We start from the raw sequence: 23974 nt of genomic DNA, 5'->3' as shown, positions 1-23974 counted from the left end.
CTTGAAACCCACCCCGGATCAAGTCCGGGGTGGCGAGAGGTGGATTGGAACTCCTTGGGGAAACGATCCTTTCTAGCGTCTGACGCAATGACTTTGCCTCGACGGACACTCTCGCGATTCGTCACCCCGGACTTGATCCGGGGTGGGTTTGAAGGTCTTGCAGCCGCACCGAGGCCATGTTGAAGCGCCAAATATTGTCCTGCTCAAATGTTTTCACACAGCCTGGAAAGTCGGGACTCAGGGCAATCTCGCGGTGAGCCAGCATCCGATGTCGGGGCCAACGAGACCGCGCAAGGCCACTGCCTCGACCTCACCGCGCGCCCCCAATTCCGAGTATTTCCGCGGCCCCCTAATATGAAACTATTGTCTCGGCCAAAGCCAAAGCAATCAGGACCCCAAGCCCGCCCCACCAAAACCGCGCCAGCAACCCCCGCAAATAGCAGCAATTCGCATCTGGGACCCAATTTTCACGCCCATCCTTCACAACCTGCCGAACCGGCATTTCTTGCTGAGCAGCGCACCGGGCCGATAGAATCACCCGGTTATTGCAGAGCGTCCGATGATCGCGACCGATTCCGATCCGGAAAACCGACGGTACAGCTGGATATTGAGCCCCAATCGGGCGCTTGGTCCGCACACGTTTGCCGCCGTGTTTATCCTGATCGCCTTGGCCGCGATGGTCGTGGCGTTGGTCAGTGCCTGGCACGGCAACGTGTTTGCACCAGCCTTCGCCACGGTTGATGTGCTCATCGTCGCCGCTGCCTGGCGCGCCATTTGGCGCTCGGGCGAGCGCGCGGAGCGGATCGATCTCGACGCCGAAGCCCTGTCCGTGCACTGGCTGGTGCGCGGGCAAATGCAGGAGGTCGCCCGGTTCCACCCCCAATGGGTGCGCCTGCTGACCCCCGATGAAATACCCGGCGAACGTTGCCGGCTGATCCTGCGATCGCATGGGCGGTCGTTCGAGATCGGACGGCTTCTGGGCGCCCACGAACGGCTGGAGGCGGCAGCATCACTGCGCGCCGCTCTGGCCGGCACTACGAATTTCGAATCAAGTTCAGGCCAACCCTGAAAGAGGACAAGCGAATGAAGTCAACATGGCAACGAATGGGTCTCCTGGCTGCGAGTCTCGCCGCCACGCTGCTCACAGGCGCCGCCTTCGCGGCGGATCCGCAGAAATGGCAGCTGAACATGACGCCGGGTGTCACAGACACATCGAAAGCCGTGTTCGACCTGCACATGATCGTGCTGTACATCTGCGTCGTGATCGGCATCATCGTGTTCGGCATGATGGCGGTCGCCATGTTCCGCTTCCGCAAGTCCAAAGGCGCGGTCGCCGAGAAATGGCATCACAACGACAAAGTCGAAATTGTGCTGACCGCCGTGCCGTGCTTGATCCTCGTCGCCATGGCCTGGCCGGCCACCAAGGTGCTGATCAATATGGCCGACACGCGCCAGTCAGAAATGACCGTCAAGGTCACCGGCTACCAATGGAAGTGGCGCTACGAGTACGTCGATAAAGGCGTCGGCTTTATGAGCTCGCTGGCCCGCACCAGCGACGAAGCCCGCCAGCTGCATTCGGGCATTGATCCGGCTACCGTGCCGAACTACTTGCTCGAAGTCGATCGCCCGCTCGTGCTGCCGACCGACACCAAGATCCGCTTCGTGCTGACCGCCGAAGACGTGATCCATGCGTGGTGGGTGCCAAACCTGGGTTGGAAGCAAGACGCCATCCCCGGCAAGATCAACCAAGCCTGGACCGAAGTGAAAGAGCCGGGCATCTATCGTGGCCAGTGCGCCGAACTGTGCGGCAAGGACCACGGCTTCATGCCGATCGTCGTCGAATTCAAGCCCAAGGCTGAGTTCGAACAATGGCTCGCGGCGCAACCGGGCTACAAGCTGCCGGAAAACACCGCCCTGGCCGCTGCGGGCGCTGAAGCGCCGGCTGCCACGGTCGCTGCTGCTGCGCCTGCCGCGCCTGCAGCCAACCTCGGCGCTGCTGCGCCGACGGCAAACTGATTGAGGATTGAATCATGGCAAACACCGCAACCCACGATCACACGCACGATCATCACGACGACCACGACCACAAGCCGAAGGGCTTTGTGAACCGCTGGCTGTACGCCACCAATCACAAAGACATCGGTACGATGTACCTGTTGTTCTCGCTGATCATGTTCTTTGTCGGCGGCCTGATGGCGCTCTTCATCCGCGCCGAGCTGTTCCAACCGGGTCTGCAGATTCTGCATCCGGAAGTGTTCAACCAGATGACCACCATGCACGCGCTGGTCATGATCTTCGGCGCCGTCATGCCGGCGTTCGTCGGTCTCGCCAACTGGATGGTGCCGCTGATGGTTGGCGCGCCCGACATGGCGCTGCCGCGCATGAACAACTGGTCCTTCTGGATCATGCCGTTCGCGTTCACCGTACTGCTGCTGCCGCTCATTCTGTACCTGTTCGGCATTGGTGGTGGCGGCCCGGCCGGTGGCTGGACACTGTACCCGCCGCTGTCGCTGCAGGGCGGTGACAACCTCGCGTTCACGATCTTCGCCGTGCACATGATGGGGATCAGCTCGATCATGGGTGCGATCAACATCATCGCCACGATCCTCAACATGCGCGCCCCGGGCATGGACCTCCTGAAGATGCCGGTGTTCGTGTGGACCTGGCTGATCACCGCGTTCCTGCTGATCGCCGTGATGCCGGTACTCGCCGGTGCGGTCACCATGCTGCTCACCGACAAGTTCTTCGGCACCAGCTTCTTCAATGCCGCTGGCGGTGGCGACCCGGTGATGTTCCAGCACATCTTCTGGTTCTTCGGTCACCCCGAGGTCTACATCATGATTCTGCCGGCGTTCGGCGTGGTCTCGGAAATCATCCCGACCTTCGCTCGCAAGCCGCTGTTTGGCTACCAGGCCATGGTGTACGCCGTTGCGTCGATCGCCTTCCTGTCGTTCATCGTGTGGGCGCACCACATGTTCACCGTCGGCATGCCGCTGGGTGGTGAGCTGTTCTTCATGTACGCGACCATGCTGATCGCCGTGCCAACCGGCATCAAGGTGTTCAACTGGGTGCTGACCATGTGGCGCGGCTCGATGAGCTTCGAAACGCCCATGTTGTTTGCCGTCGGCTTCGTCATCATGTTCACGATCGGTGGCTTCTCGGGCCTGATGCTCGCGATTGTCCCGGCCGACTTCCAGTATCACGACACGTACTTCGTCGTCGCCCACTTCCACTACGTGCTCGTTACTGGCGCGATCTTCTCGATCATGGCCGCCGCGTACTACTGGCTGCCGAAGTGGACGGGTCACATGTACAACGAAGGTCTGGGCAAGATTCACTTCTGGCTGTCGACGATCTTCGTCAACCTGCTGTTCTTCCCGCAGCACTTCCTGGGTTTGGCCGGCATGCCGCGCCGTATTCCGGACTACAACATTGCATTCCTGGAATGGAATCAGGTCAGCACGATCGGCGCCTTCGGCTTTGGCCTGAGCCAGCTGTTGTTTGCCTACATCATCTGGGACGTCGCCGTGCGCAAGCGTGGCGCCAAGGCCACCGACCAAGTGTGGGAAGGCGCGCGCGGTCTGGAATGGACCGTGTCGTCGCCAGCGCCGTACCACAGCTTCACCGTGCCGCCCGTGATCGACGATTCCAAGCTGGCTCATGGCGACGTCACGCACTGAGCCCGTCATGACTGAGCTCGAGCAGCGCCAACGCAAAGCCCGCCGCACCGCACTCCTCTTGGGTGTGGTGGTGGTGGGTATCTATGCCGCGTTCTGGCTCAGCGGGATTCTTGGCCGATGAGCCTGGTAACTGAGCGCGCGCAAGCGAATCGGCGGGTCCTCAAATGGGGCCTGCTGGCAACCGTGCTCGCGTTCGGGTTTGGCTGGGCGTTGGTGCCGTTTTACGACGTGCTGTGCGAGCAGATTCTCGGCATCAAGCCGACGATGGAAGCGGTCGCCAATCCCGTCTGTGCCGACGGCGCCAAGTCGCGCAAGATCCGCATCGAGTTCGATACCAGCGTCGATGCGAACCTGCCCTGGCAGCTCACTGCCGAGCACAGCGCGATGGAAATCGAAACCTGCAAGCCCGCCACGGCCAAATTTGTGGCGCGCAATCTGGGCGCCTTTGGCATGAACGGTCAGGCCATTTTTTCGACCGCGCCCGGCGAGAGCGCGGCGTATCTGGCCAAGACCGAGTGTTTCTGTTTCACCCAGCAGCACTTAGAGGCTGGGCAGTCGCGCGAGATGCCGGTGCGGTTCATGATCAATGACCAGCTGCCGGAATCGGTCGAGACAATCACCTTTCGATATGTGTTCAACCCTGTGTCCAACTACGCGGGCAACGACCCGGTAGCCGGCACACCAAAATCCTGATGGGGAAACCTATGGCCCACACCGAAACCCACGATCCGAACATCTACTACGTGCCGCATGGCAGCCGCTGGCCGATCATCGCCACGTTGGGACTGTTCACCACCATGATCGGGGCCTCATTGACCCTGAACCACCACGCGATCGGCAAACCGATCCTGTGGGCCGGCCTCGCCGCCATGATCCTGATGCTGTTCGGCTGGTTTGGCGACGTCATCCGCGAATCGGTCAAGGGCTTCTACAACCGCCAGGTCGATATCAGCTTCCGCATGGGCATGATCTGGTTCATCTTCTCCGAAGTCATGTTCTTTGCCGCGTTCTTCGGCGCCCTGTTCTACACCCGCATGTTCAGCGTGCCATGGTTGGGTGGCGAAGGCTCCGGCGACCTGACCAATCAGTTCCTGTACCCCGGTTACACCGCCGCATGGCCGACGAACGGCCCCGCCAACGTGGGCGGCGCATTCGAAACCATCCCAGCCTGGGGCTTGCCGCTGCTCAACACCCTGATCCTGCTGACCTCCGGCATCACGATCACGATCGCCCATCACGCCCTGATCGCCGGCCAACGCACCAAGCTCCTCGTGTGGCTCGGCGCCACCGTCGCCCTCGGCGTGCTCTTCCTGTACTACCAAGGCACCGAGTACGCCCACGCGTACCACGAACTCGGCCTAACGCTCGGCTCCGGCATCTACGGCAGCACCTTCTTCATGCTGACCGGCTTCCACGGCATGCACGTGACCCTCGGCACCATCATGCTCCTCATCATCTGGTTCCGCTGCGCTAAAGGCCACTTCAGCAAAGACCAGCATTTTGGGTTTGAAGCGGTGGCGTGGTATTGGCACTTTGTGGACGTGGTTTGGTTGGGGTTGTTTTTGTTTGTTTACGTGCTGTAGGCCTGGTTGGGCTTGTGGTGTTGTGAAAAAACCCCGCCGAGAGGCGGGGTTTTTGCCTTTGTCCGGAAATGTAGATGAAGCTATTGAATCCGAGTACCTAGTCGAATCCTTAGTAGGCCCCCTTGTCAACACTGCTCTAGATTGCACGCAACCGAGTTGTGATGTAGGTTCCGACAGACCCGGTGCTGGTCCAGATGCCAGCTACCGCAGATTTGACGATCGACTATGAATGCATACTTGGAGGGAACCCAATGAACAGTCACGCGCGTTTCGGCTTTGGGTGTTTGACACCCTGGCCTCATCCCTAAGTCGTCGTATGTAGGCTTGGCTAGGTCCAGTCAGATGGCATTTTGCTACTTCGATGAAACGATCCGCGACGCTGGCGGCTTCATTGTTGGGGCGTTGGTCGTTTCTAAAGAGAATCTTACGGTTTTGGTGTCGGAACAATGGAGCCAACTTGGGCTAGATCCACAGACACATGAGTACAAAAGCAGCAGCATTAAGCTTGGTAACGAACTAGGCCTTGCTCAGCGCAATGTGGTCGCGAGAATTCTCAGTCAATCAAATTTGGGATTGGTAGTCGCTCCAAGCAGCGATCGCGCGAGGCTGGGAGACTACTGCGCGAGACTAATAGTTCAATTGCTCGATGCAGGCCTGCTTTCCCAAGAACAGCATACAGTATATCTGGACCAAGGAATTCGCGTTGATGCGAAAGAAGCGAATAGCCTAGGCGAACGCGGAGTTACCCTATTCGCAAACTGCGACTCCAGAAGCGTCTGTGGGATTCAAGTAGCTGACCACGCAGCCCATGCGCTTGGAGGGATGCTTCTGGAGGAAATGGGCATCGTACGAAAACTTGTTCGCGCCGGCGGCTCTTTTGGATACGAGCCTAGCACTATGGTTGAGTTGGGCTTCGAGCTCTGGGCTTCACTACGGTACGCCCTAATGGGTCGCAATCAATACATCGACGGATTTTCACCCCCACGAGATGATCCAGCGAATCCCTATTTCAGTTTAGAAGGCGCCGGCCTCTATATAGCACCAAGCTGTTCAGGCAGGCTGTCGGGCTTCGCAAATTCTAGGTTCGGCGTCAATTACCTAGGCTGCATACACTGATGAGCAGACACTCGCGGTCATGAAAGCAGCTGCCCACCCTCTTTGCACCAAGAGAAGCAGTCGGCGGCCTACATGCCAAAGAACGGACAAGATAGCCTGGCGCCATGGATACGCTTAACTCCTTTTTGGATCGCAAGTTCGCTAAGAACAAACGCGTGCCGCTGAAAGCGCTGACTGAGCCCATTCGATCCGGCCACACGATTCCCGCAGGTGTGCTAGTCGTGATGGCATCAGGTGACCGGCAGCTCCGGATAAAGATTCTGGAGAAAGATACCCCTCACAAAGGGTTCTCGGCTCCGCTGCCGCTGAACGAGTTTGCGGCGCAACACAAAATCACTCCACACTATTTGTTCTGGTTCTTGTCCCAACAGCCCGTAGCTGAGTACTTGGTTGCGCGCGCAAACGGTTTGGTCTTTCTTCGCGTGCCGAAGTCCACTCTAATGGATCTTCCGATTCCTTTGCCAACCCGGGTAACGCGCATTCGTCCCGCAAAGGAGTTCTCGGTGGTCAAATTGAACAATCCGTTCTCCCGACTCATCGGCGAACTACACAACGACTATCTGCTAAATACCAGGAACCATAGATATCGAACTGCAGCAATACTCGCCGGAGCAATCTGTGAAGTCATTCTCTACCAGATGCTTATTGAGCAAGGGGTGAGCCCGTCACATCTCGAGAACGACCGATCACTGGGGCTAAACAAGCTCTTGGACTACGTTCGGGTGCTTCAGCTCGATCAGCAAACAGGGTTTCCTATAAGTCAGTTGGTAGAGCTTCAGAGAAATAGAAATGAAGCAGTTCATGCTGGTCGATTAGTGAACTCGGAGCGGGAGATTTCGGCAAAGGACTTGGAAGGATTCAACCTTGTTGTAAAGTACTTCGGCATATAAGAGAACACTCTTAGGCATGTCGATCGCTAGTTCAGATCGCCGGAAACTGGGAAACAGTAAGCGGTAAACGCAATTCGGATTCATAGGAAGCCAACGGAGGACTCAAAAATGAAAGTGTGGATCAAATCATTTGATGTGGAAATGCAAGTCAAGCAAAGCGGAATCGAGCTCGAGGTTCGTAGCCCGGACGGGAAGGCTCAAGTTGGAGATTGCTACGCAACAATGACAGGGCTTGTATGGTGCAAAGGAAAGACGACGAAAGCCAAGGGTGTAAAGCTTAAATGGGAGGACCTAGCCACTCTGTGCACAAGCGTGAAAGCGCTGGAGGCAGCTATCAAGGCTGCCAAAGAGACTAAGGAGTAGGGGTCCTGGATACAAATCACCACTGGCCAGGCGCCGCACAAGGCAAACCATGCAGGGCATGTGAATGATGTATGCCAATATCCCTCCGAACTTCGTTCCAGAAATATTTTCAATGGGGGATGCAGTCTGCTCCATTTGCCGAAACGGAACTGACAAATATGATAACTTTGTTTGTACCGATACTAGGTCAAGTGCCCTTTGTCGAGACCTTTGTCCTATTCTCTTCATTGCTCTGCCGAAGGAGCTATGAAGAGATTAAGCATCTCTAGAACGAGGCTGCGAACGTTGAGTTGAGAGGTGTTTGGCATGAACTCGCCTTGGTCAGGAACAATTCGCAACGTTAGCGAAGCACCGCTGCCAGGGACTCACATTCAAAGACGTCCGCATCTGTCGAATCACCGGATTTTGGGTTTGTCGCGAGCCTAGTAAAGCAGTCGGTATAGGCGAATTTTGAGGCTAGAATGACGAAGCATGGGGTTTGATGAATGCAAAGAGAAGCGATGGAAAATGAGAGCTGTGGGAAGCCTTATGCCTGCTGAAATCCTTTCTGAATCATGTTACTTGAACATTGAGTCTCCTGATGCTTTGGAAAAGTCACAAGGAGATACTCATCGTGCGCATTTGCTTCCGGCCGCATCAGAGAGCCCGATCTTGTGCGTAGTGAAGGTGGCAGCGCTTAACGCTTCAGGGCCGAACAGAGGTATTGTCAACGAGCTAATCGGCAGCCATGTGGCAGAGGTTCTTAAGATGCCGATGCCTCCGCGATTTGGGATCATCAAAATCACTAAGCGGGCTGCACCCGACCTGCCTCTTTGGAAAAGACGTCCCCAATTGAAGGGTGAATGTCTCGCATGGTGGTCTCAGCTAGTCAACGAAAAGTCTACGAAGGCGCGTTACAACTGGGACGCATTTGAGCGATTTCCCGACCTTAGGGCTAGGATACTGAAAGATATTCTTGCGGAGCTTGAAAGTGCAGGGATTCTGGCAGATGTCATTGCATTCGACGACCTTGTTGCGAATGTTGATCGCAATATCGGAAACATCTTGGGCTCGAAAGACTCGGGCTTTGTTCTTATAGATCATGACCAATGTCTTGGTGGTAACGCATGGACACCTCAGTCGCTAGACGGGCGCTCCCTTTACGCCAACAAATTGATGAACATTTGCCTAGCTATGAATCAAGCTGCTAGCTTGGGGAGTCGTGCACTTGCATACTATGATCGCGCCCAAGCTGTCTTGCCCGCCACTCTTACAAGGTTGGCGGTGCTTGTGGAAAACGAATTGGCTAAGCCGGAGATCGACGCTGTGAATAAATTCTTGCTTGATCGAATGGAGTTGGATCACGCCGCCAGTAGATTTGGTCTCGTGGCTTGAGTCATGAGACAAGAAAAGATTGCGCCGATGGAAGGTGGCGGGCCTTCCAGTGTCAAGGTTACTTCGGCGAGAGCCTTTGCCGTTCGGTTACTGCCATTTCCAAATGCAGGTGACCGGATCAATGTGGGAGTTGCAGTTGTTGCACACGGAGGGCGCGTTGAATGCAAGTTTGTTGATGGTCTGGCCGGACTTAAGTGCCTTTATGGGGATGCTATTGATTTTTTGTCTTTTGAACGGCTCCTGTCATCCGTAGAGGCCAGCTTGAAGCTCGAGAGGTGGGATCCAAGATTGCCTCCCATAAGCGAGTGCGTGGAATTTGGGCGACCTTTCAGAGTTCGCGGAATGGATAGGAACGAAGTGCTTAGTCGAACATTCCATAGTCTGGTTAAGCTGAGAGAAAGCAATTTGCAAGTTCGTGGCTTAGCGGTTCGCAGTAGCGCTCCGTCGATCGTCCACATGGCGCCTGGGTTTCAGTCCAACCTTCACTCCAGAGTCAGAACTCTGCTCTTGGCCAGAGATCCGGTACGTTTCTCGAAGATGCTTTCTGATGAGCCGATTAGACTGAATTTTGGTCTTGGAGGATTTGAGCAAATCAGGTTGCCACTTTACGATAGAACTAGTGGTCGGGCAGGTGATATCATCAATGCGTATTCGACAGTCGATTCTGTGGCAAAACATTTACTTCGGACGCTCCGTAACATGGTGCTTCTGAAATCCGCTGAACCCCAGCTCAATCTGAGAACATTCGTGCTCAGACCTCTGTCGGTAGGGAAGCATAAAGAAGATATCGATAACGAGATCAAGCTGACTTCATCCGCTTTGCGAGCGCAGCAAGTTGATGTCGAAATGGTGGATTCCGCAGATGAGCTTGCCGATGCCGTCGTAAGATGGAGTAAGGTTGCGTAACTTCAGAGAGACTTGCCCGCCGCTTCGCGTTCCGTCTGGTGTTCGTATTCGATGGGGGCCGATCTCGTGGACACCCATTTACTCACAGCTCGAAAGGCCGCCATTTAGTCAGACGCCGCCGGGGCAGGGAACTCCCAGCCCACCCACTTTTCCGATTTTTCTGAGGCAAAATTCAGAAATCTCCCAATGTCCGCAGTGATCCAGACTGCCACCATGACGCCTCCCCCAGCCACGGATGGCTCCCAACTTGGCTTTACCCCGCGATCGCAGCGCTCGTGGACATCCATTGGTTCACCGCTGGCACAGCTTGTAGACGGCGACCAAAATCCGCCCGTAATCGGCGTTTTTCAGGAAGCGAGTGCCTTGCGACTGCGAGCGGCGGATGTTCGGTTTCAGGTGTGGGGCTTGAGGCGGTTGACAGCGGGATCGCTTTCGCGGGCAATACGGACAGCCACCTGTCGAATGAGTCGAAACAGAAAAGTGGCTGTCCATGAGCGCCTCCTTTGATCCAAGAGCGCCTCCATGAGCGCCCAGCTGACCGAAGCGCTTGCGTTCGCCAAGGTCGACTATTCGTGCTTCCAGAATGTCATGGTCCCGTATTCCCAGCGCCAGGGCGCGTTGGTGTTGCCGAGCACGAAGGCCACCAGGCGCGGGAAGGCCGGCTCGGCGCGCACATCGTTGGCAAGTATGACCACGCAGCGCTGGCCACGCTCCACGCACACCCAGGTGTTGGCCGTGATGTCATTGTGGCCGCCTTTCATGAAGCCGATCCCTTGCGGGCCTTGGAAGCGGATGACGCCGAGGCCCGAGGCCAGATGTTTGTGGCGTTGTTTGGGTGCGAGCTCGGGCTGCAGCGACGGAAACTGACTGAGGCTGGTGATGGGCAGCTGCGCACGCACCAGTTCGGCGCGGGCTTTGGCCGAGAGACCGTCTCCGCGTACGTAGCCGGCAGCGAGGCGGGCGATGTCGTCTAAGCTGGTATCCATCGAACCGGCTGCGCGGACGCGACTGCGCTCATCGTGTGGCTGCGGCGTGCCACCGATGTCCCAGCCATCGGCCAGGTTGTCGGCAAAATCCGCGCGCCACGTCATGCTGGTGCGGGTCATGCCGAGGCGATCGAACACCCGCCGTTGCATCTCGGCACCGACATCCAGCCCCAGCCCGCGATGCAGCACAAACTGCAGCAGGATCAGGCCCTCGCCGGAATATGCGTAGCGCGTGCCGGGATCGAAATGCATGCGCAGCTTGCCATCGGGTTCGAGAAAGGCGAAATTGGCAAATCCGGCGCTGTGCGTCAGCAGGATGCGCGGGGTCAACAGGCGCCAGCGCTGATCGTCCGCCAGATCGCGCCACGGGCCATAGCCCTCTTCGTCGGGATAACTGGGCAGGGGCCGGTCCAGATACTCGGCGATCGGACGATCCAGATCGAGCCGGCCCTCGTCGACCAATTGCATCACCATGTAGGCGAAGGCGGCCTTGGTCAGTGAGGCACCGTACATGATGGTGTCCGTCTGCAGCGGCTGACCAGCGGTGTTGCGTTCGCCGTAGCTGCGTGTGTACTGCACGCGGCCCTTGTCGATCACGGCAATCGCGAGGCCACGCGCCTCAGTGGCCTGCATTGCAGCCGCGACCTCGGCATCGAGTTCAGCAGCACTGGGCAGTCTGGCCATGGCGGGCATGCAGCACAGTGCGGCGCACAGGGCGAGTAACCGCAGCAGGCCGCGGTGGACGCGAACGCTGCGGTGGCCTGGATGAGAATGCAGTGACGGTGGCATGCAATGGCGCGACATGGCGGATCTCCTCGGGTGATGTCTGCGATGACGCGCCTGGCTGGGCTTTCTTACAGTGCCTTGGTGGCAACTCGGTTGAGCGCCGTGATCGTGCCGCGGAAGCGGGTCGGGGAGCGTCGTGGCGCGCACCCTGATCCGACGTGCGGCCAGCCCGCCGCGCCAAGGAAGAGGGCAGTCGGAGCGGTCTCTCACGACCGGGGAGGCAGACGGTTGGCGGCACTTCGCGCAATCGTGGAAGGGATGGCGCCGTCGTAAGATTTGTCATGCTGGTTCGTCTGTGGGGTAGTCAGTCACCGGAGAACCTGATGTCCTTCCCTTCCCTGCACAGCCGGAGTCACTCATTGTCTCAACACGCGTTATCCCATGACCCGGCCACACTGGCACAACTGTACGGCGCCCTGGTCTACAAAGCAGCCTATCGCGTGCTCGGCGATGCGGCATTGGCCGAGGACGTGCAACAGGACGTGTTCCTGCGGCTGATCGAATCGCCGCAATACGATGTCGACTCCTGGCCGGCATATCTGACGGCCGCATCGACACGCGCCGCCATCGATGTGCTGCGCAGACAACAGCGTTGGTGGCGCCTGTTGCCGATTTGGCGCGCACAGGCGCCAGTTGCAGCAAGTTCGGCGGAGCAGGTCGGGCTTGAGCAAGAGCGCGCACGGCGACTGCGCTCGGCGCTTGCGCGACTGTCGCGACGTGAGGCGCAGTGCTTCGGACTGCGTTATCTGCAAGGACTCGAGATCGCCGACATCGCCCGCGCACTGCGACTGAGTGAAAACAGCGTCAGCGTCAGTCTGCACCGCGCCAGGCGTCGGCTTGAAGCTGATATCGCACAAGTATCACAGGAGGATCGGTCATGAATCAGACATTCCACAACGAACTCTCCAGCGCACTCGCGCAACATGTGGCGGCGACGACTGTGGTCCCGGAAGCAGCGATCAACGCGGCCCAGCACCGACTCAACGCTAGTCTGCAGAATGTGCGGCCCGCACCGGATCTCCCGCCGCGTCGCCGGCTCGCGTTTGCCGCTGTCGCGACATTGGCCGTGGCCGCCATGCTGGTCTTGCCGCTGCTGCCCGACAGTGGCCGTGCTTTCGCCGCTGCGCGCGCGCATTTCATGGATTTCAAGACGCTGGCCATGCGGGTGGAGCAGCATCACAACGGCGCATTGCTGCAATCCACCGAGATGTTGGTGAGCGCCGACGGCAGCGTGCGCACCGATGTCGGCGAGCAGATGAGTGTGATCGTCGATCAGACGCGGCACCAGCTGATGGTGCTGCTGCATGAGCCCAGGGAAGCCAGCATCATGTCGCTGCCGAATGTGGAACCCAGGCCCGACGCGAGCCTGGATTGGCTCAAAGAAATCCGCGCATTTCAGGGCGAGGCGACGAGACTGGAGCAGACCCGCATAATTGATGGACGCGAGACGCACGGCTGGGCGCTGGATGTCGGCGCGACGCAGCTGCAGCTGTGGGTCGATGCCGATGGCCTGCCGATCGCGATGGAGCAGACTGGCGAGGCGAATCTGCAAATACGTTATCGATTCCAGTTCAACGTGACGGTGCCGCCTGGCCATTTGAGCAGTATCTTGCCCCCTGGCTATCGGCTGGTGCAGAACGATCAGGACTGAGGGGCAAAACGGAAGCTGAGGGGCAAAACGGACAGCCACCTTTAGAATGAGTCAGAATAGAAAAGTGGCTGTCCATGAGCGCCCTCCGCTGTCCATGAGCGCCCAACCCGGAAATGCATGTCTTCTGGAGGCCCGCTATTCCGGGCGAAATCAAAGGTGACGGCATGCTTCTGCGTCATCGTGAATCTCGGTCCAAAGCGCATCACCCCGTCTGAACAGGGTGTGTGAAAGAGTTGGGGCAGGACAATATTTGGCGCTTAAACATAGCCTCGATGCGACTGCAAGAACTTCAAACCCACCCCGGATCAAGTCCGGGGTGACGAGAGGTGGATTGGAACGCCGTGGGAAACCGCTCATTTCTAGCGTCTGACGCAACGGTTTTGCCTCAACAGACATGCTTGCGATTCGTCGCCCCGGACTTGATCCGGGGCGAGGTTCAAGCTCGCGGCGACCTGACCTAACGCTCGCGCTCGTCATTGATTCCGAACGCGATCACCAAGGTTGCTCGAACGGGTCTCTCGACAAGAGCTCGTGGACACCCAAGAGCTCGTGGACACCCATCTGTTCGCAGCAGGCAAGACTGCAATCAAGTTATCACTCTCGTCGCCAGGTGCGTTGGTGGCCATGCAATGGGGAATCGCGTCGGAGCGTATGCTCTCGCTAGTTGGATGTCCGATCGTCCGATCGACGAGGTGACTTGGCATTCGTCAGTACCGGTTGCGGGAAGGTCTTGGGCGACAGTGGTCGTCGGGCGTCAGTCGCTTTTCGTAATTGATTCGCAACGGGGCGTAAGCCAATGGTTGCAGTCTGGGCATAAGTCGGGCGGGCTCTCAATACGTGAAAACAAAGCTCCACGAACTGCTTGGCCGCAATGTGGGCAGCAAAGTTGAAGATAGACGGAGTTTCGTAGCGTAAAGCCGAGGAAAAAGCTCAAGACCAGAAGGATCGGCACCAGCGGCAGCAACGGCAAGATGCCGGTTAGTGCGGGCAACAAGGCCAGTGCAGTCAAGCAAGCTAGCCAAATCAAGCGTCGGCGGACGCGCGGTTTGGCCGCTTGGACTTGCGTCTGCCAAGCCAATACGACTACTGGTCGATACTGAGCGCGATTCTTAGTCTGAGTACAGTTGATCGTCACGCAGTTACCTGCCGATCCGTGATGGGGCCTTGGTGACTCTACCAGACCCTTCGGGCCAGCCTGGACGCTGGTACAACCTCCCTGGCTGGCCTAAGGGGGAGCCAAGACACCCATGAATCTCAAGAAATCCGCGCCACTGGGCCATCTCAGCGCAAAGTTTCTCCCCTAAGGTGGTCCGGGCTCAGAAATTTCTGAGGGCAGTTTCAGAAATCGCCCAATGCGCCGGTGGGGCCGGTCAGAGAAAAGCGTCGCGGCACACTGCCAAGGACGGAAGGTCTCGTGAACACCAAGGTCTCGTGGACACCCATCTGTTCACAGCTGCACAGCCGGAAGGTCTCGTAGACACCCATCTGTTCACCGTTGCACAGCTGGCAAGACAGCGATCAAGTTAGAGCTCTCGGCGCAAAGGTGCGTTGGTGGCCGGGCCATGGGGAATCGTGTTGGAGCGCAGTCTCTGGCTAGGTGGACGTCCGATCAACCGGCAAGCCCTTCGCGCGACTGCAACGTGTCGAGAGCGTTACAACGGAGAGACCGAGCACGGTTCGACCGCTGTCTCATGACGCCACCGGTCGGCGCATTCGAACCGCTCAGAATAGGCTGAATCGACACAATTTCGGGTCCAAGTCACCGTGAACCCCCTGGACACCATTGTGCGATTCGAACGGGGCATCGGGAACCTGCGTCGGAAGGCCTGGCGCTTGGGCTGAGCGGTGGACGGTGCCATGCCGTTGCCATCAGCTCAAGTAAGGGTGTAGGCGTCACGACGTCGTGTGCTTCAAGCTTCCCAGGCTTCAATGCCGCCAAGAGCTAGGTCAGGGTGGCTGATATTGAGCAGGTCATTAGTTGAGTGTCGCCGGAACGCTATAGATTGGGTCGGTCACGTGGAGCCGCCACTCTGGCGAAGAATCGCAGTAGGAGAGCTCGTCAGAGTATTCAGCAAGGTAGCTATACCCCACGCCACGCCCTGACAAGTCCTTCAGGAAAAGGTGCAATTGCTCAAGCACCGTCGTGCTTCCTTGGATCCTAAGAATGTCCCGCTTGTCCCAATCGTCCGTTGATAAATACTCGTCATCCTGATTCTGAAGCGATGTGAACAACGCGTCTCGGAACGTGACGACTGCGATCTCAATAACGAATCCTGATGACGTGCGGAGCGTTACAACGCCTTCACCAAGGATCGCAGTTTGAACCGCTCTTGCGAATTCAAGGTAGTCGCTAGGCGCTCCATAGACAACGAAGTCATCTATGAGCCCGTTACTTTGAAACATTCGGCGGTGATCAACCTGGAGCATGCACGCACCCAACATCAAAACTAAGCGGCAGCCGGCCGCGAAGAGTGGCAGACAGCGAGCATACAGCCGGCTCTACGGTTGAAGAAACAGCTGGGCAACAAATCCACGCGCAACGCCTGTGGATCTGCACGGCAGCAATGGCGTTTGTGTGCCAGGAAGCCTGCCGCAGATTTGACCGGTGGCGAATGTCATCCAACTCTTGGAGGGGGCAAGACGGACAGCCACCTTCAAGCAGCAATAGGAGACACTCATCAATCCGGCAAGCGCTTCAGCTGGATTGGGTGTCCAATCGTTGGGCTGGCTAGGTGGATTCCCGATAGACCACTGTTTAGAAGCCCGCGCCGTATCGCCGTGTCAACGTGCTTGTCTAGACGGGGCGTAGTCACTCTTAGATCCCCGAGGGCAGGTCACATCAGTCGAATTCGGCCAGAGCTGGTGGATAAAGAGCTCGTGGACACTCATCTGTTCGCAGCTGGCAAGACAGCGATCCAGTTGTCGCTCTCGGCGCCAGCTGCATTGGCGGCCATGCAATGGGGAATCGTGTCGGCGCGCAATCTCTGGCTAGGTGGAAAAGGGAGCCTAGACACCCATGAATCCTTGGAAATCCGCGCCACTGAGCCGTCTCATTGCCGTGCCCCGCCTACAGTAGCCAATCAGCAAGCCGATCTCGCTGATATTCGATGCGTCCAGAGCTGGCCCGCCTACCGCCAAGCTGCGCACCGCAGGAACCGCTGAACAAGTTCGGAGGCTTCGTCAGCCCGCCTTGGCCTCCGGTGAGGGGAAGACACCTGCTATCGTCCAGAAGCAGAACCGTCCATGAAGATTTTGTGCCATGGTTCGATGGCATGGGTCACACGGACGTCGAAGACACCACGCCGGAAAGGATTGGCGGCGTTTGCAATTTCTTGCTGCATGGCATGCAGGGACGCACGACGAAGTGATTTTCAACCATCGATCGGGGTGTTATGAGAAAGGCAATACGACGGGCGCTTTTTCTGCTTGCTTTGACCATGTTGTTTGCTGGTCAAGTTCTGGCGCAAGGAACCATCTCCGAGATCAACAATGGGTCCACTGCGAGTTTTGTTCGCCCAACATCGGCTTTCGATGACAGTCCCGCGGCCAATTTTATTGGCGTGTCGCCAATCACCACGCAGGACCACATCTTTGAGACGGGCTGGTGGTATCGCGTGCAAACTGCCACGCAAGAATCCTTCATGCCGGTGCCAACCACACAAAACTATTCGGGCAATACGTCCCTGAACACTTGGACCGGTTTTGCCTTCGGTTTTTTCACCACGCCATTGAATGCAACGGAAACCGGCATTGTCACCAATGCCAAGGTCACCCCGGCTTCGGTGGAGGGCGGCTCGATGATTCTTGAACTGGAAGTGCAGAATCCGAACACGGGGCCGGTGACGATCGACGTCTTTCACATGCTCGACATGGACGTGCAACCCTCTGCCGGAGATGATCAAGCCGTTCTGGTGGGTGGTCAGCCTTATGTCATCCGCATATTCGATGCCGGCACCAACCGCGGCATTTACGCATCCAATGACGCCGATGGCTATTTGGTTCGACCCTTCGGCGCCACCGATGTGGCCGCGGTGCTCTCGAACACAGCGGTCGACAATTTCGAAAACACCGGCTTGCCGTTCAGCGCAGGTGATTTCAGCGCGGGTATGCACTGGACAAATCGCGTGATTCCGGCTGGCGGTTCTGCGGTTTTTACCGTGGTGTTCGGCATCAATGCCGAAGCTGTGTTTGACCCCGTCATCTTGAACACGAATCTGTTCACCAATGGCTTTGAATCCAAGCGGTTTTTTGCCTATGACTTTGGTGCGCAGCAGTTAGTGAGTTTTGACCCTGACAACTTGCAAGCGGTGCGTGTCATCCCGGTCACTGGACTGGGCCAGGAGAATGTGCTCGGCCTGGCGTTTCGTCCGCGCGACAAACGCTTGTTTTCGGTCGGTAATCTGGCGTCGAGCAATGCCCGGTTTCTGTACGAGATCAATCCAGCCAATGGCGCTGCCACACCGATCGGCACAGTCAATTTGCCCATGGTCACGGGCACGGCGGGTGGTATCGGCATGGGATTTGATCCGGTACAAGACCGGCTGCGTTTGGTGGCAAGCAATGTTTTGAATCGGCGTATCAATCCCGACACTGGCGGACTGACTTCGACCAATCCCAACCTTACTTGGGCCGCCGGGGATGTGAACGCCGGCGGTGGGCCCCCGCAGGTGTATCACATTGCTTACACCAATTCGAAAGCCTTTGCCACGACCACTCGCCTGATTGGCATCACCGAAACCCTGGTCGTCGTGGAAATCAATGCGGCGACTGGTGTTGCTTCAACCATCGGCAGTTTGCCGCCTGAATTCGACCCAATCAACATTGGTGGTTTTGACATCGATGCCGACAACGAACTGGCCTACCTGATGTACAACAATCATGTGTACCGGTTCAATCTCAATGACTTCATCGTGACCGATCTGGGCATTATCGGCGGCGCGTTGAATGCCGTGAATTTGCTGGATGGATTGACGATTCTGCAATGAACCATTGGAGGAACCAGTGGTTGTGTCGGGCGGGAGCCAAGACGGGCGTGCCGGAAGATGAGACCGGAGATTGCGGAGATTGAGACACCCACAAATGCGGCGAGACCCGTGCTACTGAGCCCTTTCAGAGCACGGTGTCGCTGCTAAGGTGGCGTGTCTTTTTCGGTTGCCGACTTTTCGCCTAGCCGTTAACGGCTTCAACGGTCAAACTGCCGCTTACACTGATATAGAATGCCGATATCGGTGTTGCGTGGCGTGAATTGATCCTCACGCAGATTCGTCTGAGACGGAGTTGGTCATTTCGGGAGAAGCGGCGATGGGGCGCAAGTTTTCGGTTTTCATCTGTCATGTTCGCGAACAACGAGACGTTGCCGAGTTGATCTTCCAAAAGCTGGGCGATAGCGACATTGAGGTGTTAGTCGATCGTACACAGATCGAAGATGGAGACCGTCCCGATGACAGCTTGAAAGACCTTGTCGAGCGGGCAGACCTTTTTGTCTTTCTCTTGACCAAGGAATCTTTCGATCCACTGCGCTATGTCCATACCGAAGTCCAATGGCGCAAGGAAGCCCATCCAATCGCTCGGAAAGAGAACTTACTCGTGGCCGAATGGCCTGATGTTGAGCGGGGCAAGGTCAGGCTCGATCCCTACTTGGAGGCGTTGGTCAAGCTGGAAGTTAAAGGCCACTACGCGGCGCATATCGCCCAGGCAATTGTTGACCGATTCAAGAACCGCGGTACGCCCACTCGAAGCAAAAGCAGCAACCCGGCGATTGATTGGGCGACGCGCAACCGCTGGCTACTCATCGCGGGGTTAGCAGCATCGGGGGCAAGACACCCATAAATCCCACGAAGACCGCGCCACTGAGCCGTCTCAGCGAAAGGCTTCTCCGCTAAGGTCGGGGGCCAAGACACCCATAAGTCCCACGAAGTCCTCGCCACTGAGCCGTCTCAGCGCAAGGTTTCTCCGCTAAGGTGGTCCGGCCTAAGAGATTTCTGAGGGCAGTTTCAGAAATCGCCGCATGCGCCTGTGGTGCCGTTCACTGCGGGGGTCAAGACACCCATAAGTCCCACGAAGTCCTCGCCACTGAGCCGTCTCAGCGCAAGGTTTCTCCGCTAAGGTGGCCCGGCCTCAGAAATTTCTGAGGGCAGTTTCAGAAATCGCCCAATGCGCCGGTGGTGCCGTTCAGAGAAAATCGTCGCGGCACACCGCCAAGGAAGGCGATCAACATGCCGCAAGCGCGCGAACGAACCGTTCCATCTAACTGTACGGGCTACTACCACTGCGTGAGCCGCTGTGTCCGACGGGCATGGCTCTGCGGATACGATAAAGTCCGGCGGAAAAATTTCGACTATCGCCGCAAATGGGTCGAGGAACGTTTACTCGAACTGGCCGATGCATACTCAGTGTCGCTCTATGCCTATGCAGTGATGAGCAATCATCTGCACGTTGTACTGAAGATAGATGCGCAAGCGGCGGCGGGTTGGTCCGACGAGGAGGTGGCGCGGCGCTGGTGCTTGGTGTTCCCGGGCACGGACGACCCAGACGCGCTCAAGAAGCGGATCGCCAACATCGCCTCAGCACCGGAAAAGGTGGCGCTATATCGTGATCGGCTACGTAACCTGAGCTGGTTCATGCGAAGCTTGGCCGAACCGATCGCACGGCGAGCCAACATCGAAGACGACTGCACGGGTCGCTTCTGGGAGGGGCGATTCAAAGCGCAGGCGCTGGTCGGCGACCGCGCTTTGTTGGCTGCGATGATCTATTCTGATCTGAATCCGATTCGCGCCAAGATCGCGAAGGACCTGCCGAGCGCTGATCACACCGGTGTGCAAAAGCGCATTGTGCTGATCAAAGCCAAGAAACTGGTCGCGCCGCAACCGCTCACCCCGATCGCCGGTGTAAAGCAAGAAGGCCTGAGTCTAAGCAACAAGGACTATCTGGCCTTGGCCGACGACACCGGTCGGCAATGGCATCGCCGCAAGCGCGGCCGCATCTCGCCGAAAGTGCGATCGATCCTTTCCAACCTAAAGGTTGATCCCAAGCAATGGCATGACCAGATTCGTGGCTTCAGCAAGAGCAATATCACTGCGATGGGGCCCTTGGATCGATTGGTGCAGTTTGCCATCGACACGGGCAGGCAGTGGTTGGCTGGCTACAGCTTTGCGCGAAAGGTCTACCGGGCGGCCGCGGTGTTCTGACGGTCAGAACCGCTGCAACCAAGCGCCGCGAAAGCGCGGATGCCATAACGCGTGTGCCGAAACGCTTGGCGGCAAGTGCTTCTGTCGCCAGGGCGAGTCCACCGCAGTATCAGTCAAAGCCCATGCATGCGAGCTGGCGGTGTTTCGCGGTGTGTCATCGCTCAGTTGCAAGAGCTCATTCATCGTAAAGAACGGAATGGCGCAGTAGGGGCTAAATTCTACAAAGTCTCCCAGTCGCGGCTATCACGTCCTACGAGCCGGGCCTCTTGCAATGTCTGCACGGATTCACGGGGGGATTCATGGATGTCTTGGAATCGCTTCGCCGTCGCGGCTATCACGTCCTACGAGCCGGGCCTTTTGCAAGGTCTGCACGGATTCACGGGGGGATTTGTGGATGTCTTGGAATCGCTTTGTCTTGGAATCGCTTCGGTCATGGGCTCCCGTTGATGTCCCGTCCAGTGGGATTGCTGGAGGCTTTCCCCAGATCAAGAGTTACCAGGGAAAACTGCGCGATGGCTGGTTCAAGAGTCGTTCCTCGGGCTCCCGCAAACTCGCGCTTGTTTGCTTGTCATAACACCACGCAGACCGAGTTTTGTGCGCGGACTTTCCCCGGCTCTTGATCATCGGCAAATAACGACCGATGATCACTTGATCAACTGGAGTGCTCGGAATGCAACTTGGACGGACTGGTCCGCAAGCCATGAATTGGTGGGCATGGGGAATTCTCATCTGCGTGCTGATTAGTTCTGGCAGTTTGGCGAACGATGGTATCCGGTGGCGTGAGCCGGGCCCTGGCAGCTACGCGGTCGTTAAGGACCACACGAAAGCCCGAGACAAACAGGGAGATCTGCTACCGCTTTTGCTCCCCGAACACCAGCCTGTCGCCGTGATCCTGGAGATTACGTCTCCTGAGCTCGAACTGAGTATTGGCAGAAAGCCCACTCAAGAGGTTGCTGCTTCGGTGGCGAATCGTGGACGCGTCAATTTTGAATTACTTCAGACGGAACGGTTTGGCGCTGGCAACATCCCGCCGCTTCAGGAGTTGGCCAAGCCATTGCGCCACAAACTGCTTTCATTTGACTTCTCAAGCAGTGTACAGCAGGCCATGATGGCCGACCTGCCGTCCGAATTCACCAATCGTAGTATGCCGGTGACAGTCGTTGAAACATGGCCCGATTTGCATCGGGCCGTGCAGGAGCACGCTGGGAAGGTGGTGCTACTCGCCGGCGCACACTATTTCATTGACGCTAAGTTCCGGGCGATTGGCGTCATGCTCAGCATTGACCTCTGTCAGATCGACAAAGACGGAGCCTGTCGCAGGTCAATGCGGCCAGCTGGTCCGAAAGTTCGTGGTGTTTGGCCATTTGATTACAATTTCAGGGGGCAATACGAACGGCAACTGGCGGCTTCGATGAAACTCAAGGCGAAGATGCCCGTAGATCATGCCCGATGTTGGAACTCCGTGACGACCGAACAAATCGCTAGCTGGGTGCGTGAGGGCATCAGCGCGCTGACGACGGAATGGTCGGGTTCGATCCGAAAGAGCTATCGCATCGGGACGGAAGATGCAGGTATTTGGCGGCCGTCGGCATTCGAACAAGGCTATCACTGGCTCATTCGGCGCGATGGTGAGCGAGTGCTGACAATGACGTCAAGGCCGGGACTTCAGATCATCGACTATGGAGACTTCAAATGAGTCGCAGCCTCCTACAAGCACTCGGCGTGCTTGTCGCCTCAACCGCGTTTGGCAGCTCCACGGCGGAAGAGTCGGCAGCGTACGAAGAGAGGATTGAGCTGACGACATCTTCTGCCGACACTAGTCGTCTGACGCCACTGGCTAAGCCGGCTGCTGATTGGCGATGTGGATCACTCCAGCTGGTCGTGGCCGATCAGCGCAAGACGACGATTGTCTACGGCAACAAAGAGTTTGTGTTTGCGCTGAGCGATTTGGCCAGCGAGGTTCGTTGGCAGGCGGCGGCTTGGTTTACGGATCGGTCTGATGATGTGCTCACTTTGAAGATCGTGCACGCTCGTCTTGTGCCCATTACAGGATCCTGGACACTGAATGTGATTGCGGAAGCCACGCGGACGCAAGTCCCAGGTGTTCGTCGATATCGAGGACAGTCCACGATCGTGTATATGCCGATCACGAAGCGGCAGGAAGCAAAGATGCTTCGAGAAACTGTGCGCGACTTCGTTCGCGCGGTGACCGTGGGTGAAAATGCCTACTGCAGGGGCAATACGGACAGCCACCTTTCGAATGAGTCAAAATAGAAATGTGGCTGTCCATGAGAGCCGCATGAGAGCCGCCATGAATCATGGCAGGCATCGCAGCGGCGAATGGACACCAGCGAACCTGCCTTCAGCGACAGTAAGCTGGTGTAGTTTGGCGGAACTCGTGCCTTGCGACGGAAGGGCCCCTGATGCCTTCCACGCATGACCCGCTCAGGCGTTGACTCTGAGAATCGCGTTCAGACGTGCCGACATGACCACTGCGCACATGAAAGTCTTGAATTGCTCAATGTTGTCGGAAGCTGGATGCGGATCTTTCAGCACACGTTCCAGTGCAAGCACATGGGTGTAAGCCTGAGCTTGTTGCGGCCCGATGTCGCCCAGAATCAGCATCTGAATGATCTGACTGGAGCTCACTTTCTTGCGCCCGGAGAAAGTGCCCCATTGACGCACCAAAGGCTCCTTCAGTTCGAAGAGTTTCGGGCGCATCTCGTCGACGGAGCGACCATCCAGTCCGAAGTCGGATAGCAGCTTGAAGAGCAATGCCATGCCGGGATCGTTGCCATCGGCAGCCAGTCGGGACAACAGCCATTCCTCCGATTCCTTTCGGATTGGATAGTTGATCTTTGCAATACATCCGAAAGATCGATCGGCAATGTTCGCACGGCAGGGTCCACATTGCGCACGGTGTGGATCAAGGGGTTGACCCAATGCCGCCAGCTGACCGACGGTCATGGGTACTTGCTCCGTGGTTCCATCGGGGCGCGCTTGACTGACTCGGACCTGGACCTTCTCGAGAATGGTCTGCAGGTCGAGTGACGGATTGGTTCTCCGGACTTCAGTAACGGCAAATTCGGCCAGGGTGCGATGACCGACCATGGTCACCAAAGCCGACTCCCCAAGGCTCTTCCGGACCGCACAGGGAAACTCGAGTACAAAATCAATGGCCATGCAGGCTCCTGAAACGTGGCGAAACGTGAAAGGAATATTGCCCTTTGCCGGGGCCGGGGATCAAACCAAAAACACGCCATTGTCTCATGAAGCGGCGTCCGATCACAAAACGGTTGCGATATCCAGAACTGTGGGCGCGGCGGATGTCGCAGGCTCTGGAACTCGACTGTGAGCATCCAGCCACAACCCTCCGCATCACCATGAGGCAAGACACCCATAACTCCAACGAGACCCGCGCGATTAAGCCGTCTCAAAGGGGTGTGCGGATC

Annotated in this window: 19 protein-coding genes; 16 read left to right on the top strand and 3 right to left on the bottom strand. The window is 57.4% G+C overall.

Going from position 1 to position 23974, the window contains the following annotated elements; genetic code table 11:
* The first annotated feature begins 559 nt into the window (after nucleotides 1-559).
* The 9 genes from C7S18_RS15925 (at nucleotide 560) to C7S18_RS24235 (ending at nucleotide 9912) form a co-directional block, all read left to right on the top strand.
* Nucleotides 560-1069, top strand: coding sequence for a DUF2244 domain-containing protein (locus tag C7S18_RS15925; RefSeq protein ID WP_106892502.1), 510 nt, complete (start codon nucleotides 560-562; stop codon nucleotides 1067-1069).
* Between the two features lie 14 nt (nucleotides 1070-1083).
* On the top strand, nucleotides 1084-2016 hold the full coding sequence (coxB, locus tag C7S18_RS15920; RefSeq protein ID WP_106892501.1) for a cytochrome c oxidase subunit II: 933 nt from the start codon (nucleotides 1084-1086) through the stop codon (nucleotides 2014-2016).
* Nucleotides 2017-2030: 14 nt separating this feature from the next.
* The gene (gene ctaD, locus C7S18_RS15915) at nucleotides 2031-3680 is read left to right on the top strand and encodes a cytochrome c oxidase subunit I (protein WP_106892500.1); all 1650 of its coding nucleotides are present in this window, start codon (nucleotides 2031-2033) and stop codon (nucleotides 3678-3680) included.
* A 117-nt stretch (nucleotides 3681-3797) separates the two neighbouring features.
* The gene (locus tag C7S18_RS15910; protein WP_106892499.1) at nucleotides 3798-4373 is read left to right on the top strand and encodes a cytochrome c oxidase assembly protein; all 576 of its coding nucleotides are present in this window, start codon (nucleotides 3798-3800) and stop codon (nucleotides 4371-4373) included.
* Nucleotides 4374-4384: 11 nt separating this feature from the next.
* A complete protein-coding gene (locus C7S18_RS15905) occupies nucleotides 4385-5263 on the top strand; it encodes a cytochrome c oxidase subunit 3 (RefSeq protein ID WP_106892498.1) in 879 nt (292 codons plus the stop codon).
* Between the two features lie 1220 nt (nucleotides 5264-6483).
* Nucleotides 6484-7269 (top strand): restriction endonuclease subunit S domain-containing protein, encoded by a 786-nt coding sequence (locus C7S18_RS15895; RefSeq protein ID WP_106892496.1) that lies wholly within the window; start codon nucleotides 6484-6486, stop codon nucleotides 7267-7269.
* Between the two features lie 108 nt (nucleotides 7270-7377).
* Nucleotides 7378-7632, top strand: coding sequence for a hypothetical protein (locus C7S18_RS15890; protein WP_106892495.1), 255 nt, complete (start codon nucleotides 7378-7380; stop codon nucleotides 7630-7632).
* Between the two features lie 528 nt (nucleotides 7633-8160).
* Entirely contained in the window at nucleotides 8161-9006 is an 846-nt protein-coding gene (locus tag C7S18_RS15885; RefSeq protein WP_146151958.1) for a hypothetical protein, read from the top strand.
* Nucleotides 9007-9009: 3 nt separating this feature from the next.
* Nucleotides 9010-9912, top strand: a complete 903-nt coding sequence (locus C7S18_RS24235; protein ID WP_146151957.1) for a hypothetical protein — start codon at nucleotides 9010-9012, stop codon at nucleotides 9910-9912.
* A gap of 566 nt (nucleotides 9913-10478) precedes the next feature.
* On the opposite strand, the gene C7S18_RS15870 is transcribed toward C7S18_RS24235, so the two are convergent.
* Nucleotides 10479-11582 carry a serine hydrolase domain-containing protein gene (locus tag C7S18_RS15870; protein WP_240623913.1) on the bottom strand — a complete coding sequence of 368 codons (1104 nt, stop codon included), beginning with the start codon at nucleotides 11580-11582 and terminating at the stop codon, nucleotides 10479-10481.
* Nucleotides 11583-12007: 425 nt separating this feature from the next.
* Here C7S18_RS15870 and C7S18_RS15865 point away from each other — a divergent pair, with 425 nt between their 5' ends.
* Nucleotides 12008-12565, top strand: a complete 558-nt coding sequence (locus C7S18_RS15865) for an RNA polymerase sigma factor (RefSeq protein ID WP_170113304.1) — start codon at nucleotides 12008-12010, stop codon at nucleotides 12563-12565.
* On the top strand, nucleotides 12562-13335 hold the full coding sequence (locus tag C7S18_RS15860; RefSeq protein WP_106892489.1) for a hypothetical protein: 774 nt from the start codon (nucleotides 12562-12564) through the stop codon (nucleotides 13333-13335). Before C7S18_RS15865 ends, C7S18_RS15860 begins: the two co-directional genes overlap by 4 nt.
* A gap of 1974 nt (nucleotides 13336-15309) precedes the next feature.
* Here the strand turns inward: C7S18_RS15860 and C7S18_RS15855 are convergent.
* Nucleotides 15310-15738, bottom strand: a complete 429-nt coding sequence (locus tag C7S18_RS15855; protein WP_170113303.1) for a PH domain-containing protein — start codon at nucleotides 15736-15738, stop codon at nucleotides 15310-15312.
* 1034 nt (nucleotides 15739-16772) lie between these two features.
* On the opposite strand from C7S18_RS15855, the gene C7S18_RS15850 reads away from it, so the two are divergent.
* The 5 genes from C7S18_RS15850 to C7S18_RS15825 all read left to right on the top strand — a co-directional run bounded on the left by C7S18_RS15850 (nucleotide 16773) and on the right by C7S18_RS15825 (nucleotide 22796).
* On the top strand, nucleotides 16773-18320 hold the full coding sequence (locus C7S18_RS15850; RefSeq protein WP_170113302.1) for a DUF4394 domain-containing protein: 1548 nt from the start codon (nucleotides 16773-16775) through the stop codon (nucleotides 18318-18320).
* Between the two features lie 316 nt (nucleotides 18321-18636).
* Nucleotides 18637-19164 (top strand): toll/interleukin-1 receptor domain-containing protein, encoded by a 528-nt coding sequence (locus C7S18_RS15845; RefSeq protein WP_106892486.1) that lies wholly within the window; start codon nucleotides 18637-18639, stop codon nucleotides 19162-19164.
* A gap of 386 nt (nucleotides 19165-19550) precedes the next feature.
* On the top strand, nucleotides 19551-20522 hold the full coding sequence (locus tag C7S18_RS15840; protein ID WP_106892485.1) for a transposase: 972 nt from the start codon (nucleotides 19551-19553) through the stop codon (nucleotides 20520-20522).
* A gap of 700 nt (nucleotides 20523-21222) precedes the next feature.
* A complete protein-coding gene (locus tag C7S18_RS15830; protein ID WP_146151956.1) occupies nucleotides 21223-22218 on the top strand; it encodes a hypothetical protein in 996 nt (331 codons plus the stop codon).
* Nucleotides 22215-22796 carry a hypothetical protein gene (locus C7S18_RS15825; protein WP_106892482.1) on the top strand — a complete coding sequence of 194 codons (582 nt, stop codon included), beginning with the start codon at nucleotides 22215-22217 and terminating at the stop codon, nucleotides 22794-22796. Before C7S18_RS15830 ends, C7S18_RS15825 begins: the two co-directional genes overlap by 4 nt.
* A gap of 171 nt (nucleotides 22797-22967) precedes the next feature.
* Here the strand turns inward: C7S18_RS15825 and C7S18_RS15820 are convergent, their stop codons facing one another.
* Nucleotides 22968-23705 (bottom strand): hypothetical protein, encoded by a 738-nt coding sequence (locus tag C7S18_RS15820; protein ID WP_106892481.1) that lies wholly within the window; start codon nucleotides 23703-23705, stop codon nucleotides 22968-22970.
* Between the last annotated feature and the right edge of the window lie 269 nt (nucleotides 23706-23974).

Source organism: Ahniella affigens (genome assembly GCF_003015185.1).
In the GTDB taxonomy this organism is placed as follows: Bacteria; Pseudomonadota; Gammaproteobacteria; order Xanthomonadales; family Ahniellaceae; genus Ahniella; species Ahniella affigens.
Note: the sequence above shows the minus strand (reverse complement) of the source record. Positions and strands in the feature narration are given on the sequence as shown.

Bases quoted from the DNA above. Each gene is read 5' to 3' on its own strand.
- C7S18_RS15925 (WP_106892502.1), top strand. From the start codon at position 560: ATGATCGCGACCGATTCCGATCCGGAAAACCGACGGTACAGCTGGATA.
- coxB (WP_106892501.1), top strand. From the start codon at position 1,084: ATGAAGTCAACATGGCAACGAATGGGTCTCCTGGCTGCGAGTCTCGCC.
- ctaD (WP_106892500.1), top strand. From the start codon at position 2,031: ATGGCAAACACCGCAACCCACGATCACACGCACGATCATCACGACGAC.
- C7S18_RS15910 (WP_106892499.1), top strand. From the start codon at position 3,798: ATGAGCCTGGTAACTGAGCGCGCGCAAGCGAATCGGCGGGTCCTCAAA.
- C7S18_RS15905 (WP_106892498.1), top strand. From the start codon at position 4,385: ATGGCCCACACCGAAACCCACGATCCGAACATCTACTACGTGCCGCAT.
- C7S18_RS15895 (WP_106892496.1), top strand. From the start codon at position 6,484: ATGGATACGCTTAACTCCTTTTTGGATCGCAAGTTCGCTAAGAACAAA.
- C7S18_RS15890 (WP_106892495.1), top strand. From the start codon at position 7,378: ATGAAAGTGTGGATCAAATCATTTGATGTGGAAATGCAAGTCAAGCAA.
- C7S18_RS15885 (WP_146151958.1), top strand. From the start codon at position 8,161: ATGCCTGCTGAAATCCTTTCTGAATCATGTTACTTGAACATTGAGTCT.
- C7S18_RS24235 (WP_146151957.1), top strand. From the start codon at position 9,010: ATGAGACAAGAAAAGATTGCGCCGATGGAAGGTGGCGGGCCTTCCAGT.
- C7S18_RS15870 (WP_240623913.1), bottom strand. From the start codon at position 11,582: ATGGCCAGACTGCCCAGTGCTGCTGAACTCGATGCCGAGGTCGCGGCT.
- C7S18_RS15865 (WP_170113304.1), top strand. From the start codon at position 12,008: ATGTCCTTCCCTTCCCTGCACAGCCGGAGTCACTCATTGTCTCAACAC.
- C7S18_RS15860 (WP_106892489.1), top strand. From the start codon at position 12,562: ATGAATCAGACATTCCACAACGAACTCTCCAGCGCACTCGCGCAACAT.
- C7S18_RS15855 (WP_170113303.1), bottom strand. From the start codon at position 15,738: ATGTTTCAAAGTAACGGGCTCATAGATGACTTCGTTGTCTATGGAGCG.
- C7S18_RS15850 (WP_170113302.1), top strand. From the start codon at position 16,773: ATGTTGTTTGCTGGTCAAGTTCTGGCGCAAGGAACCATCTCCGAGATC.
- C7S18_RS15845 (WP_106892486.1), top strand. From the start codon at position 18,637: ATGGGGCGCAAGTTTTCGGTTTTCATCTGTCATGTTCGCGAACAACGA.
- C7S18_RS15840 (WP_106892485.1), top strand. From the start codon at position 19,551: ATGCCGCAAGCGCGCGAACGAACCGTTCCATCTAACTGTACGGGCTAC.
- C7S18_RS15830 (WP_146151956.1), top strand. From the start codon at position 21,223: ATGAATTGGTGGGCATGGGGAATTCTCATCTGCGTGCTGATTAGTTCT.
- C7S18_RS15825 (WP_106892482.1), top strand. From the start codon at position 22,215: ATGAGTCGCAGCCTCCTACAAGCACTCGGCGTGCTTGTCGCCTCAACC.
- C7S18_RS15820 (WP_106892481.1), bottom strand. From the start codon at position 23,705: ATGGCCATTGATTTTGTACTCGAGTTTCCCTGTGCGGTCCGGAAGAGC.